The sequence below is a fragment of the Erythrobacter sp. S158 genome, assembly GCF_057364915.1.
On record NZ_CP200279.1, the window covers coordinates 1217909 to 1231963 of the forward strand.

Sequence of the window (14055 nt, forward strand, 5' to 3'; positions counted from 1 at the left end):
CACGGAGGCAATCATTTCTGAGAGAGAGGTTCACGACAATGAAATCGACCTTTGCAGCGCTCGGCGCGTTTGCCCTGATCGCCGTTCCGCCAGCGGTTCTGAATGCGCAGACAAGCGAACCCTCATCAGAAATGTCTGTCACCGGCAAGGGATCGGAAAGGACCGGGCCCAACTCGCGTCTGACGGGCGAAGACCTGTTCACCATTGCATACGCATCTGACCCGCAGATCAGCCCTGACGGATCGACCATCATCTACACTCGCCGTCAGAGCGATATCATGACGGACCGGGTTGTCAGCAGTCTGTGGTCGATCGATGTCGCAAGCGGTGAGGAGCGCCCTTTCGCGGGCAATGACGGGGCTGCCTTCGGGGCCCGCTGGTCGCCAGACGGATCGCGTGTCGCTTACGTGTCTACCGAGAACGGCGGCGCACAATTGTGGGTCAAGTGGATGGATAGCGGCGAGGCGGTCAAGCTGACCGGTCTCCCGAATTCGCCGATGAGCATCACCTGGTCACCCGATGGCACGCAGATCGCTTACGTCATGATGGTCGACGACAACGCACCGTCACTTGGGTCTGCACCGTCGAACCGCCCAGAAGGCGCGACATGGGCCGATGCGTTGCAGATCACCGACCTTGTGAATTTCCGAGCAGATGGTGCTGGCGAGATTGCTCCGGGATTCGAGAAGATTTTCGTCATTTCAGCAACCGGCGGCGCGCCGCGTCAGCTGACTTTTGGGCCCAATCACGATGGAGGCGCGCTCAGCTGGTCGGCCGACGGGACCAAGGTGTTCTTCACGTCCAACCGCAACCCCGATTGGCAGACTGACCCGGTTGAAGCGGACATTTGGTCGGTCGACACGCGCACGCTTGCCCTTGCGCAGCTGACCATGCGTAACGGGCCGGACGGCGGACCGCTGGTTTCACCTGATGGATCAATGATCGCCTATGTCGGATTTGACGACGAGGGCCGAGCTTACGAGCAGACCGAAATCTATGTGATGGACGCCGATGGCAGCAATTCGCGGCTTCTGACCGGCGACTGGGACTTTAGCCCCGATGCGATGGAATGGGATGCGAATTCGCGCGCGCTCTACGTCCAATACGATAAGCGCGGTCAGACTTTCGTGGCGCGCATGTCGCTCGATGGCTCTGTTCGCGATGTCGTCGAAGGCGTTTCGGGCGGTGGGCTCGATCGACCCTACACCGGCGGCAGCTTCTCTGTGGCTGACAACGGGACGATCGCATTTACAGGCGGAACAGCGACTCGGCCGCCCGAAGTCAAAGTCGCGCAACGCGGCAATGCGCGCTATCTGACGCATCTCAATTCAAGCCTGCTCACGACCAAGCGCCTTGGCGAAGTGCGCGCGATCACAACCCCGTCGAGCCATGACGGAAAGGAAGTGCAGGGCTGGCTTACGCTTCCGCCTGATTACACCGAAGGTTCGTGGGTGCCGCTGATCCTGGAGATCCACGGGGGACCATTCGCGGCTTACGGTCCGCATTTCTCGACCGACAACCAGCTGTATGCTGCGAGCGGATATGCGGTCCTGTCGGCCAATCCGCGCGGGTCGACCAGCTATGGCGAGGGGTTCGCGCAGGAAATCGACAAGGCTTACCCAAGCCAGGACTATGACGACCTGATCAGCATCGTGGACCGGGCAATCGAGCTCGGCATTGCAGATCCTGACAAGCTGTACGTGACTGGCGGCTCAGGCGGCGGAGTGCTCACTTCGTGGATCGTGGGCAAGACCAATCGCTTCAAGGCGGCCGCGACACAGAAGCCCGTGATCAACTGGACCACGCAGGCGCTGACCGCCGATGGGACGGGCTATTTCGGACTTTACTGGATCGGGTCGCGCCCATGGGAAGACCCGCAAAAGTTCTGGGATCAATCACCGCTTTCCCTCATCGGCAATGTGCAGACACCGACGCTGGTGGTTGTCGGAGGCGAGGACTATCGCACCCCGGTTAGTGAGGCGGTGCAGTACTATTCCGCGCTTCAACTGGCCGGCGTGCCGACCACGCTCATCCGCGTGCCCGGAGCCAGTCATGCGATCACCGCACGGCCTTCGCAGAGCGCTGCGAAAGCCTCCGCGATCCTCGCATGGTTCGAGCGCTATGCTGAAGGTTGGGAGCCGAGCGATTCTGCCGAGTAAGTGAGGGTTGTCGCCGCTCAGTCCGAGAGCGGCGACACGTCCCTTGCAGGTGTTCCCAGCGGACTAAGCGAACGCGGGCTCAGCGGCATGACCGGTTCTTCGGCGATGCGTTGCTGGAGAAGCCCGATTGCCGCCTCTAGCTGAGCGTCGCTTCCCTGATAGGTCGCCACCGGTCCGTTCTCGACCACGTAATCAGGGGCAACTCCGTAGCCTTCGACGATCCAGTTTCCGTCGATGTCGTATTGGGCATATTCGGCAATCCGAACCGCACCGTTATCGACAAGACGATTGCGATCGGAGAGCCAGATGCCTGCGCCTGCCGTGCGCGTGCCGATCAGCGGCCCGAGGCCGAGCGATTTGACAGCAGCTGCGAAAGTCTCGCCATCTGAATAGGTGCGCTCATCGATCAGCACGGCGATGTGTCCGCGATAGGCGTTTTGCATGTTGGTGGTCTGTTGGCCAGTCCCATCGGGAGCGCCCCAGAATGCCCACGCCTTGCGCATCAGTTGCGCAATCAGGATGGAATCAATGTTGCCGCCGCTGTTGTTGCGCACGTCGATAATCAGGCCTGGTTTGTCCAACTGCGCAAAGTAATCGCGGGCGAAGCTGGCAATGTCTCTGCCGCCCATTGCGCGCAGCTTGAGATAGCCAATCTCGCCGCCGGACAGGCGCTCAGCTGCCGCTTTGCGGTCTTCGGTGAAGTCGTAATACTCGGCCATCGCACGCCCTTGCGCATTCATGGGCGACACGATTTGTGAAACCTCGCTTGAACCGCGAGTAAGGTCCAGACGCACTTGTTGCCCGGCCTTGGAGGCAAGGGCGAGCCTCAGGTCAGCCAGCGATGTGATGGAACGCCCGTCGACGCGGCGGATGATGTCACCTTCGCGCACATCAACGTCGGGGCGCCGCAGCGGCGGACGAAGTGATACAAGATCGGCTTCGCCCTGATAGATACGGTCGATTCTCAGGCCTCCCGAGACGGATGAATACTCGGCACCCAAGAACGCCATGTCGCTGTTCTCGTCGTCCTCCGGCAGGTCGCCTGAACGAACCTGGCTGTGGAGGATGCCAAGTTGCGAGGCCATCTGGCCGAGGATCGTGTTCAGCTCTGCGCGGTGACCAATGCGGCTGACCAGCGGTTCATGCTGATCGCGAACCGCCTCCCAGTCGATGCCGCGAAGGGCCGGGTCATAGGCAAAGTCACGGTGCAGACGCCACGCATCGTGGAACATCTGCTGCCACTCGGAGACCGGATCGATGGTCAGGCTCCAATCGTCCAGACGGACCATTTTGCCATCGAGCTTGTCGGGCATCTTTGGACCTGCCGGAACCAGAGCAAGGCGAGGGCCATTGGGACCCGGCAGCGCCACCGCTATTGTCTCCCGGTCGGCCGCCAGCTCAATTGCCAGAGCGTTGCCCGAGAACGTTTCAACCTTGGGATCATTCTTGTCGATCGCGATGGAAACCCACTCATCGCCGATCCGGGTGAAAAGATGCGACTTCGTGGCGAACAGTTCGCGACTTGCGCCCGCTTTTACGGGGAGTTTGTAGAGACGATCTGCGAGCCCATCGAGAACGATGTTGGCCGATGGCTTTTCGTCCTCTGCTTCGTCCTTTTCACCTTCATCATCGCTATCGCTGTCCGAGCTTTCATCCTCGTCTTCGCCTGCGAGCGTCAGCTCATTGTCTTCGCGGAATGGGAATTCGGCTTCGGGGTCGAGTTTCAGCGCGTGAATCTCGCCGCGATCGGGGAACGACACGCCCATGTTGCGGTCGCCCCAGGGGCTACCCGGTTCCGGCGAAAAGTTGCGTTCCGATACGAAGTAGAGCCACTTTCCATCCGGCGAGAAGGCGGGGACGAAGTCGTTGAACTTGCCGGAGCTCGCCTGCACCCGCTCACCGGTTGAGAGGTTCTGAACCTGGATGTTGGCGGTGTTGGAGAACTGCTCAGGGCCGGTTTCGGAATATGCAATGAACTTGCTGTCGGGCGAGAATACGATGTTGACGAAGGCGTTGTCGTTGCCGGTCGTGTTTTGTGCGAGGAGCGTCACTGCACCGCTCTCGACATCGACCTTTTGCAGTCGCGCGAGCTTGTCGCGTACGACCAGAGTTTTGCCATCGGGCGAGACGACGAACGACCAAATGTGCGCGTCGTAATTGGCGGTGATGACATTGGGTTCACCGGAACCATCGGCATCCATGCGAACGAGGTCGCGCGTTGCGCCTCTATCCAGAATGAGGAAGAGATTGTCGCCCTCGGGCCCTGCGACGGCCTCACGGGCGCGCGCACCATCGGGCACGTTGAACTCGACTCGCCTGCGCGCGAGGGGGGAGGCGAGCGCCACCTGACCACGGGCAGTCACCGCGATTGCATCGCCAGTTGGCGAGACGCGCGCTGCCTCGATCTGCTCCATCGGGTTGTCGAGTGTGCGCGGACGCGTCTGCTCACGGTCGGTTACGAGGTCGATGGCGAGCGTCGAAAGCGTGTTTGATGCAAGCAAGAAGACATGCAGGTCGGCGCCGTTCTGAACGAAAATGGCACCGCCATCGATTGCCGCTTGCAGCACTGGAAAAGCAAATTCTTCGCTGTGTTGTGTGACGCCGCTGCCGTCTTCACTGACGGACCAAATTGCGTCGCCACCGCTTTTGTCCGAGATGAAATAGATCCGCCCGCCATGCGCCATCGGCATCCGGATGGGGGCACCGAAATCGGCGAGAAGCTGCGTCGCTTCGTCGGTTGATCCGGGCATCCAACTCCATAACTGGGCCATTCCGCCGCCGCGATAGAGCACCGCATTATCACGCGCCCGCGCGTAGAGGCCGCGGCGATTAAAGAAGAGCCTGCCGTCCGATCCGTAAGTGGCGCTGTTGGCGCGCCAAAGCGGGATTGCGCTTGGCTGGCCGCCGGTGGCAGCGATTGTGTGAAGGACTTCGCCCTGACCGCTTCCGCGCAGACGCGATGAGAAGATAACCTGTCCGTCGGGCGTCCACCCCACGGTGGTCATGCCGCCGCCCTCATATGTGAGGCGAGTGGGACGCCCTCCTGCGACCGGCATCACATAGATATCATCGCCGCTGTCATAGCCGGCATTGAATGCGACCATCGATCCGTCGGGCGAGATATGGAGGTTGCGCTCCTCGCCCTCATGGTTTGTGAGGCGAACTGCAGTCCCACCATCTCGAGATGCGCGCCAGATGTCGCCTTCACTCGCAAAAACCAGAACATCGCCGCGCGCAGCAGGGTATTGGTAGAACCCTTCTTCGGCCATCACAGGCGCAGCCGTTGAGGTTAAAAGAACAGCGGCAAGCGCAAGAGTGCGCCGACGAAGTGGCTTCATGAATTCAGTCCCCTGTTGCGCGAGGGGATGCGACAGCCCCTCGCATAATCATCGTTGGCTAGCGAGGAGGATAGCGCGAGGCACCACCCTCATCGACAAACTGGTTACTCCTCCCCATCGCGGTCGGTTCGATAGCGCTCGAACCATGCGATGGTGTAGTCCGTCTTGGCGTTCAGCAGTGAAGGCCGCGAGGCGATGCCGTGATTGGTACCCGGTACGCGCACCATGACACTGGGCACGCCGCGCAGTTGCAGCGCCTGATAGAACTGCTCGGTTTCCGAGATCGGCGTGCGGTAATCCACCTCGCCAGTGATCAGCATGGTTGGGGTCGTCACATTGCCGACAAGGCTGAGCGGGGAGCGCTCCCAATAGTGATCGAGATGCTCCCATGGCGGTCCGGGAAACTGGTTTGCGATCTGGCCGATGTAGCTGTCTGCGGTCAGCACTTTGGAGACCCAGTTGATGACCGGTTTTGCGGCCATTGCGGCATTGAAACGGTCCGTGAGGCCAATGGCGTAAGCGGTCGCGATACCGCCCGCCGATCCCCCGGCGATGAAGAGGTTTTCCGGGTCAGCAAAGCCGTTGTCGATCGCCCAATCGACAGCGGAATTGTGGTCGGCAAAATCGTCGGGGCTCGAATACTTGTATTTCAGCAGGTTCGCGAACTCGCTTCCATAGCCAATTGATCCGCGATGATTGTCATAGATCACCACGTATCCTTCCGCCGCCATCCGCTGAAGCTCGGCCGAGAAATGCGGGCCATAAGCAAGGTGAGGACCGCCATGAATTTCGATAATGAGGGGGTAAGTCTTGCCTTGCTCATAGCCTGGCGGCGTGATCATCCAGCCTTGGATTTCGAGCCCGTCGAGCTCCGAATTGTAGGTGAAGCTGGTGACTTCACCCAGATCCCGGTGTGCGAGGAGGTCTTCATTCAGAGAGGTCAGACGCGTATCGCGGCCTGATCGAAACGCGTAAAGGTCAGCGGGCCGCTGCGCGCTTCCCTTGGTATAGAGAAGGGTGCTGCGCGCGCCTGCGTCATACGATCCGCTGACATAGGGACGACCGATGGTGGTTCCGCCGATCCCCTCGACCGCTGTGCGGCGATTGCCCCGCGTGTCGACAACTCCGATGTTGTTTTCGCCCCGGTTCTGGAACGTGAAAGCTATTTCCGAATTGGAGAGCCACTGGACATCGCCTGCGCGCCGATCGAGGCTCTCAGTCAGGTTTCGCGCATCACCGCCATCGAGGCTCATCACGAACACGTTGGTTGGCAAGAAGGGTTCGCGCGCGTTGCCGGTGCCGAGAAACGCTATCGACCCGCCATCGGGAGAGACTTGCGGGCTCGTTTCCGTACCCGGCATCTCGGTCAGCTGCGTCAGCTCGCCTGATGAAACATGCACCGAGAAGACATCCGCCTCGCGGCTCTGCAATTCCCATCCTTCATTGCGATTGGCCGAGAAGATGATCTGCTCGCCATCGGGGGTGAAAGAGAGCGGGCCGCCGTGGTTGAAGTCACCAGAGGTAAGCTGTCGCTGTGTGCCGCCTTCTGCCGGGATTACGAAGATGTGATCGTAGGCCAGTTCGACAAAGCCTGCGCCGTTGGTGCGATAGCGCGCGCGGTCGATCACGACCGGTGCTTTCGCCCAGTTCGCGCCTTCGGGGCGGGACGGGGGGCTCAGCAGCTTGTCGCTCTTCGCCTCAACTGACATCGCAAAGGCGATCATAGTTCCATCAGGCGACCAGGTGATGCTCGATGGGCCACGCTCGAAGCTGCCAATCAGCGCGCTTCGGCCAGATGCGAGGTAATGAACATACAGCGCCGTCCGGCCATTCTCGGAGGTCATGTAGGCGATGCGCGAGCCATCGGGGGACCAGCGCGGCGAGCGGTACGAGCCGCCGTCAGCCAAGAGCGGTTCGTGCGCGCTGCCATCCAGATTGACGATCCAGACATGCGAACGCGTGCGATCGGTCATGATGTCGTTGAAGCGGCGCACGTAAATCGCCTGGCTGCCATTAGGTGATACCTGTGGGTCGTCTGCCCATTCGAGCTCAAACACGTCTTGAGCTGAAAACAGCTTCAATTCTTCACTGTGATCATCTGCGAGCGCTGGTGTGGCGAGACCTGCGGCGAAGATCGCCATGGCCAGAATTCGTTGCATCGAGCACCTTTTCCTTTGAAGAATCCGAGTGCTCAGCTTGGGCAATGCGCGGCGCAGTGGCAACAATGAAATGCAGCACAAGGGCGCGATAAAAAAGACGCTCGGCCAACCCGGAAGAGGCTTCTGCGAAAAGCCATTCGGGATGAAGCCTCAGCGTCTTTTTTATCTCCCGTCCAGTGGGAGATCGGGCCGACCACACTTTGCATTCGGTAAGACCGGAGATGATCAGGTCACGCTGAAGATCATCGGTAAACACCTGAGTGCGTGTGCGCGCTAAGCCTCTCTAGTTGGCTAAGTTTCGGTTAACAACAAAAGGTTCCTAGGCACTGTTACCTAGTGTCGCCAGCTGACTGCGAACGCCGGTCCCAAGCGAATTGGGCATAGTATGAGAGGGCTACGACGCCTGAGGAAATCGCGAGGAGCAGCACGCACGTTCCAAGCCAACCGCCATAATCATAAATCGATGTTCCAAGAACACTGCCAAGCGCTCCGCCAATGAACATGATCACGATATATGTCGTGGTCAGCCGCGTGCGGATGGCCGGCTCAAGGCTGAGATAGGTCATGCGACCCGTTACATCGATGCTTGGCCCGACGATGTTCGTGATGACCAGCGGCACCATGACCGCCCAGGCATTCCACCCGAGCGGGTACATAAGGGCAATGCCAACCATCTGCACCACTGCTGCGAGCAATCGGGCTCGGCGCGCCCCGATCCTGTCGGCGATCTTGCCGAGCCGTGCAGTGGTGAAAAGGCTTATCGCGGAAACCCCTGCGAGATAGCCCACCGTATCGACCCCGTAGCCCAGCTCGTCACTTGTCAGGTGAAGTGCCAGCGCCAGCCATGTCGCAGTAAATGCGGCGAAGTTCAGGCCTTGGATCAAGCCTGAAATCAGCATGTCCTTGTTGGATTTTGCGAGTGTGAACACTGACGCCAAGAGCGCGCCATAGCCAGTGCGCGGCTGTTTGGCAGAGCTCCCTTCGCTGCGGAATGTGATCGGGAGCAGGGCAGTCGTTGCCGCCATCAAGATGAAAGCGCACCAATAAACCGCGCGCCAGCCAAATTGCTCGGCCACGACACCTGCACCCACGCGCGCTACGAGTATTCCGAAGATCACCCCCACCGTAAGAAGTGCAGTGACCTGGCCCAGCCTGTCAGGCGACACACGCTTCGAAGCGAAAGCGGGAATGAGATATGGTGCGATGGTCACAAAGCCCAGCAGGGTCGAGGACAGCGTAAACAAGGCAAAACTTTCCGCCATCACCATGCCGAGCATGAACAGGCTCTGCGCGCTTACGAAGATGATGCAGAGCGACCGGTTTGAGTAGATATCGCCCAGCGGCAGAAGCAGCAGAATACCGAGTGCCAGCGCCAACTGGTTAAGCGCTGGTACGATGCCAATCCGCGCTTCACTCACGCCAAAGTGTGCGGCGACTTCTCCGATGATCGGGTGGATGTAATATGCATTTGCGATGACCACAGCCGCAGTCACGGCCAGAGCGAATTCCTGGCCGCGTGTAAGATAGGCTGGGTTGGACTGCGCGTGGGTCTCGCTCAGAGCACGCCCGCTTTCTTGGCGGCGAAGACAACGCCTTCGGCCAGTTCGTTAGGACGGTCTTCCTGGCAGAAATGTCCGCAAGTGCTCAGGATCTCGTGAGGCATTCCCTCGGCACCCTTGATGCGTTCGCTTAGGGTCTTGCCAAGCCCGCCAGTCACAGGATCGTCGGCACCGAACAGTGTCAGGAATGGTTTGTCGAATGCTGCGAGTCCTACCCATGCCTCGGTATTTTGCTCGATCCCATCCATGCCGTCTTCAACCGGCACAAGCTGCGGGAAGGCGCGCGCGCCAGCTTTGGAGGCTTCGTCGGGGAAGGGGGCATCATAGGCTGCCACCTCTTCCGGCGTCCGCTCAGTAGCGGTCGCGCGCTGGAGCAGTTCGCCGATCTGAAACTCGGGCGAGCTCTTGGCAAACTGGCGCCATGCAAGGAATGCGGGTGAGGGCGTCCCGCCGGTCGGTAGAAATGTGTTGCTCGCGACCACACAAGCGAACCTGTCTGGCTCTTCTCCGACGAGGCGAAGGCCAAGCAGTCCGCCCCAGTCCTGGCAGAAAAGGGCAGCGGGCGCAGGCACGACCGCGTCGCGCCACTGGCGCAACCAAAAGATGTGGCGGTCATAGGTGTAGAACGCGATATCGTCCGGCTTGTCGCTCTTGCCAAAGCCGATGAGGTCGGGCGCCAAGCAGCGGAAACCGGCGTCAAGCAGCACCGGGATCATCTTGCGATAAAGGAAGCTCCAGCTGGGTTCACCATGGAACAGGAGAACCGGCGGCGCATCCTTCGGGCCCTCGTCAATGTAATGCATCCGGCCCGAATAGCCTTCGCCCAGATCGATAGTGATCCAATGCTCTTGGAAGTCGTAGTCGGGCAGATTTGCGAACCGCGCGGGATCCGATGTCAGAATTTTCATGTCTGTCTCCTCTCGCTCGAGAAGATCAGTAGCACGAAAAAACTGATCGGAAAGGACTAAGCCTCTTCGCCCGGCTTCTCACCCATGGGCACGCGCTCCTTGAAGGTATGCGTGATGTAGGGGAACGGGATCTCGATACCGGCATCGTCGAGCGAACGCTTGATCGCGCGGACAACTTTGTCCTTCGATTCCCAGCCAGCACGCGGGGTCGAACCCGACCACCAGCGCACGAGGAAATCGACCGATGACGAGTTGAACTCCTGTGCGAAGATATCGATGCCTTTGTCCTCGTCGACCTCTTCAACGCCGGTGACAGCCTTGCGGATGACTTCGGCAGCTTCGTCGAGATCGGTGTCGTAGGAAACGCCTATCACTACATCGTGACGACGCTGGTCCTTGTCGGTGAGGATCTCGACCGGGTTCTTGAACAGGATCGAGTTGGGCACGACCGTCACTTCGCCCGACAGCTTGCGGATATGCGTTTCGCGGAGGGTGATATGCTCGACCTTGCCTATCATGCCTTCGCATTCAATCACATCGCCGATGCGCATTTTCTCGCGCACCATGATGAGTACGCCGGCGAGGAAGTTCTCAAAGATGTCCTGAAACGCGAACCCGATGGCCACGGCACCGATGCCGAGGCCCGCGATAAGACTGCCGACCGTAAGGCCGGGAAAGACCACAATCATCGCGATGAGCATACCGATGATCCAGACGGCAAGCTTGACGATGGTTTCGATCAGCTGGCGCAGTGAAGGCCGCAGATCGGTCTTGCCTGTGATCCTGTCTGCGATCGACGTCGCGAAACCCGCGATAATCGCGGTGATGATGACGATGACTAAGGCGATACCGAGTGAGGGAAGAAGGCGCACGAATTCCGTGCCCATCTCGTTCAGTTGGTCCATCAAAGTGCTTAGCATATTACCTCGTGTTGTAACTCTGTTAGCTACCCAACGATTGTGTGTGCGCGATAGTTCCGGATTTGCAGGGGGTGTGCGCTTACGGGTGCTGGACGCGAGCGCCGTGTCGCGGCAAGGGATGCAGCCATGACAATGCCGATGACGAACGAAAGCGAAGAACTCGCCGAAATCCGCCGCGCCGTGCGCGCTTTGTGCGATGACTTTCCGGGAGAGTACTGGCGCGCAAAGGACGCTGCCCGCGAATATCCGGGCGAGTTCGTCGACGCGCTCACACAGGCCGGTTTTCTGGCTGCCCTCATCCCCGAGGAATTCGGCGGCAGCGGCCTTTCGCTCGACGCGGCGGCCGTCATCATGGAGGAAATCCAGGCAACCGGTTGCAACGGATCGTCCGCTCATGCGCAGATGTACATTATGAACACGCTGCTCAAATACGGGTCTGACGATCAGAAAGCGGAGTACCTGCCGAAGATTGCGCGGGGAGAGTTGCGACTACAAGCTTTCGGCGTTTCCGAGCCCACCAGCGGCACCGATACGCTCAGCTTAAAGACCCGTGCGGTGCGCGAGGGCGATGAATATGTCGTATCTGGTCAGAAGATATGGACGAGCCGCGCCGAGCATTCCGACCTCATGCTTCTCCTCGCTCGCACAACGCCGCGTGACCAGGTCGAGAAGAAGACCGATGGCCTCTCGATCTTTCTCGTCGACATGCAGGAAGCGCTCAAGAACGGCATGAGCATCAAGCCGATCCGCACAATGATGAACCACTCTTCGTGCGAGGTGTTCTTCGATGACCTGCGTATTCCGGCCAGCTCGCTTGTTGGCGAGGAAGGGAAGGGCTTCCGCTACATCCTGTCCGGCATGAACGCCGAACGCATTCTTATCGCTGCTGAATGTATCGGGGACGCCAAGTGGTTCATCAAGCAGGCCAAGGATTATGCGGGCGACCGTAACGTGTTTGCCCGTCCGATCGGGCAGAATCAGGGAGTGCAATTCCCGATCGCGCGTTGCTACGCCCAGATGCGCGCGGCAGAGCTCATGGTGCATCACGCGGCACAGGTTTACGACGAAGGCGGTAATCCGGGTGCAGAAGCCAATATGGCAAAGCTCCTAGCATCCGAAGCCAGCTGGGCGGCCGCAGACATGTGTGTGCAGACGTTCGGCGGGTTCGGTTTCGCTGAGGAATACGACGTCGAGCGCAAGTTCCGCGAGGCGCGGCTTTACACGGTGGCGCCAATCTCGACGAACTTGATCCTGTCCTACCTCGCCGAACACGTCTTGGGGCTGCCGCGCTCGTACTGATCAGCGATCTTACCGATACGTGGCAATTCTAACTCGTTTTCTCGTGAATTGAGTGGCCTAGAGCGCATTTCTCTTGCGGTCTGTGGTTAACTATGATTCTGTGGACGGCGGATCGAGGGATTGGGACAATGCGCAGACCACCACAGGAGCATATCAAGCAGGGCCTTGCGCTCGTGCTGCTTGTCGTCCTGACCGTCTCCGCAATCGCTGGTCCCACGGGTCTCCTTGCATGGGCGGAAAATGGCGAGGTGCTCGAACAGCGTCAGTTTCGCATCGCCCTGCTCAAGGAAAAGCGAGACGCGCTGAAGAACCGCGTGGAACTGCTTGATCCAGAGGGCGCTGACCCTGATCTGGTGAGCGAGTTGGTGCGTGAGGATCTGGGAGTGATTCACCCGGACGAGATCGTCATTACGCTCGAAGACGAATAGCCAGATCGCAGCCTTCTTGGTTTGCGAAATTGGCCAGTTTAACCACATCGGTAATTTGTAGGTACTTCGGGTCGACTTACGTTGCGTAAGGCCAATTGCGATGCCTATAGCAGCCCTTCAACACCAGAGGCGCGCACCGTGGGTTCACGCGAAGCGCGCTGCAAGTGAGGGAAGGGATCACACTTGGCCAAGAAACCCGCCGCGAAAAAGCCTGCCGCAAAGAAAGCAGCAGCGCCCGAAACGCTCGCTCCGTCCGACGATCCGGACTTCATCCTCCACTCGCTTCAGGAAGAATTCGAAGCGGCAAAGAGCTACGCTGCGAGCGACGAACAATTGCTCGAATTCTACCGCCAGATGCTCCTCATTCGACGTTTCGAGGAAAAGGCGGGCCAGCTTTACGGCCTCGGCCTCATCGGCGGTTTCTGCCACCTTTATATCGGTCAGGAAGCGGTTGCGATTGGCCTTCAGTCCGCGCTCGACAACGACCGCGACAGCGTCATCACCGGTTACCGCGATCACGGCCACATGCTCGCCTACGGTATCGATCCCAAGGTGATCATGGCGGAACTGACCGGCCGCGAGGCCGGCATCTCGAAGGGCAAGGGCGGGTCGATGCACATGTTCTCGACCGAGCACAAATTCTATGGTGGCCACGGCATCGTCGGCGCGCAGGTCGCGCTCGGCGGCGGGCTCGCGCTCGCTCACCAGTACAATGAAGATGGCGGCCTGTGCCTTGCTTATTTCGGTGACGGTGCAGCAAACCAGGGCCAGGTTTACGAGACCTTCAACATGGCTGCCCTCTGGAACCTGCCCATCGTTTTCGTGGTCGAGGACAACCAGTACGCGATGGGTACCGCCTCCTCGCGCTCCTCGGCTGAAACCCGCTTCCACCGCCGCGGCACTGCATTCCGCATTCCGGGTATGGAAGTGAACGGAATGGATGTGCTCGAAGTGCGCGCCGCTGCAGAGGTCGCATTCAAGCACGTCCGCGAGGGCAAGGGCCCGGTGCTGATGGAATGCAACACTTATCGCTATCGCGGCCACTCGATGTCCGACCCTGCCAAATATCGCACGCGCGAAGAGGTGCAGGAACAACGCGATCACCACGACCCGATCGAGCGGCTCAAGAAGTCGTTGATCGAAGGCGGCCATGCCGAGGAAGACCTCAAGGCTATCGACAAGGATATTCGCAAGATCGTGACCGAAGCGGCTGATTTCGCGGAAAGTTCACCCGAACCGGGCCCGGACGAACTCTACACCGATGTTCTGGTGGAGGAGTATTGAT

The 14055-nt window shown here is 59.6% G+C and carries 9 protein-coding genes; 4 read left to right on the top strand and 5 right to left on the bottom strand.

The annotated features are described in order from the left end of the window. Window positions 1-38: 38 nt before the first annotated feature. Window positions 39-2159: a S9 family peptidase gene (locus tag AC0V6T_RS06080; protein WP_486125202.1), complete on the top strand. Its 2121-nt coding sequence runs from the start codon at window positions 39-41 to the stop codon at window positions 2157-2159. Between the two features lie 17 nt (window positions 2160-2176). Here AC0V6T_RS06080 and AC0V6T_RS06085 read toward each other — a convergent pair whose 3' ends face one another. From AC0V6T_RS06085 to AC0V6T_RS06105, 5 genes are all read right to left on the bottom strand, one after another. Further along, window positions 2177-5497: a S41 family peptidase gene (locus AC0V6T_RS06085; protein ID WP_486125204.1), complete on the bottom strand. Its 3321-nt coding sequence runs from the start codon at window positions 5495-5497 to the stop codon at window positions 2177-2179. 104 nt (window positions 5498-5601) lie between these two features. Continuing rightward, window positions 5602-7656 (bottom strand): prolyl oligopeptidase family serine peptidase, encoded by a 2055-nt coding sequence (locus AC0V6T_RS06090; RefSeq protein WP_486125206.1) that lies wholly within the window; start codon window positions 7654-7656, stop codon window positions 5602-5604. A 329-nt stretch (window positions 7657-7985) separates the two neighbouring features. Further along, on the bottom strand, window positions 7986-9149 hold the full coding sequence (locus AC0V6T_RS06095) for an MFS transporter (RefSeq protein WP_486125208.1): 1164 nt from the start codon (window positions 9147-9149) through the stop codon (window positions 7986-7988). Between the two features lie 62 nt (window positions 9150-9211). Next, window positions 9212-10123 carry a haloalkane dehalogenase gene (locus AC0V6T_RS06100; protein WP_486125210.1) on the bottom strand — a complete coding sequence of 304 codons (912 nt, stop codon included), beginning with the start codon at window positions 10121-10123 and terminating at the stop codon, window positions 9212-9214. 56 nt (window positions 10124-10179) lie between these two features. Then, a complete protein-coding gene (locus AC0V6T_RS06105; RefSeq protein WP_486125212.1) occupies window positions 10180-11028 on the bottom strand; it encodes a mechanosensitive ion channel family protein in 849 nt (282 codons plus the stop codon). A gap of 147 nt (window positions 11029-11175) precedes the next feature. Here AC0V6T_RS06105 and AC0V6T_RS06110 point away from each other — a divergent pair, with 147 nt between their 5' ends. The 3 genes from AC0V6T_RS06110 (at window position 11176) to pdhA (ending at window position 14054) form a co-directional block, all read left to right on the top strand. Further along, complete coding sequence (locus AC0V6T_RS06110) at window positions 11176-12342, top strand: acyl-CoA dehydrogenase family protein (protein ID WP_486128517.1); 1167 nt, start codon at window positions 11176-11178, stop codon at window positions 12340-12342. A gap of 128 nt (window positions 12343-12470) precedes the next feature. Then, window positions 12471-12770 carry an FtsB family cell division protein gene (locus AC0V6T_RS06115; protein WP_486125214.1) on the top strand — a complete coding sequence of 100 codons (300 nt, stop codon included), beginning with the start codon at window positions 12471-12473 and terminating at the stop codon, window positions 12768-12770. Window positions 12771-12953: 183 nt separating this feature from the next. Beyond that, a complete protein-coding gene (gene pdhA / locus AC0V6T_RS06120) occupies window positions 12954-14054 on the top strand; it encodes a pyruvate dehydrogenase (acetyl-transferring) E1 component subunit alpha (protein WP_007164267.1) in 1101 nt (366 codons plus the stop codon). The last annotated feature ends 1 nt before the right edge of the window (window position 14055 follow it).

Bases quoted from the DNA above. Each gene is read 5' to 3' on its own strand.
- AC0V6T_RS06110 (WP_486128517.1), top strand. From the start codon at position 11,176: ATGCCGATGACGAACGAAAGCGAAGAACTCGCCGAAATCCGCCGCGCC.
- AC0V6T_RS06090 (WP_486125206.1), bottom strand. From the start codon at position 7,656: ATGCAACGAATTCTGGCCATGGCGATCTTCGCCGCAGGTCTCGCCACA.
- AC0V6T_RS06105 (WP_486125212.1), bottom strand. From the start codon at position 11,028: ATGGACCAACTGAACGAGATGGGCACGGAATTCGTGCGCCTTCTTCCC.
- AC0V6T_RS06080 (WP_486125202.1), top strand. From the start codon at position 39: ATGAAATCGACCTTTGCAGCGCTCGGCGCGTTTGCCCTGATCGCCGTT.
- AC0V6T_RS06100 (WP_486125210.1), bottom strand. From the start codon at position 10,123: ATGAAAATTCTGACATCGGATCCCGCGCGGTTCGCAAATCTGCCCGAC.
- AC0V6T_RS06115 (WP_486125214.1), top strand. From the start codon at position 12,471: ATGCGCAGACCACCACAGGAGCATATCAAGCAGGGCCTTGCGCTCGTG.
- AC0V6T_RS06085 (WP_486125204.1), bottom strand. From the start codon at position 5,497: ATGAAGCCACTTCGTCGGCGCACTCTTGCGCTTGCCGCTGTTCTTTTA.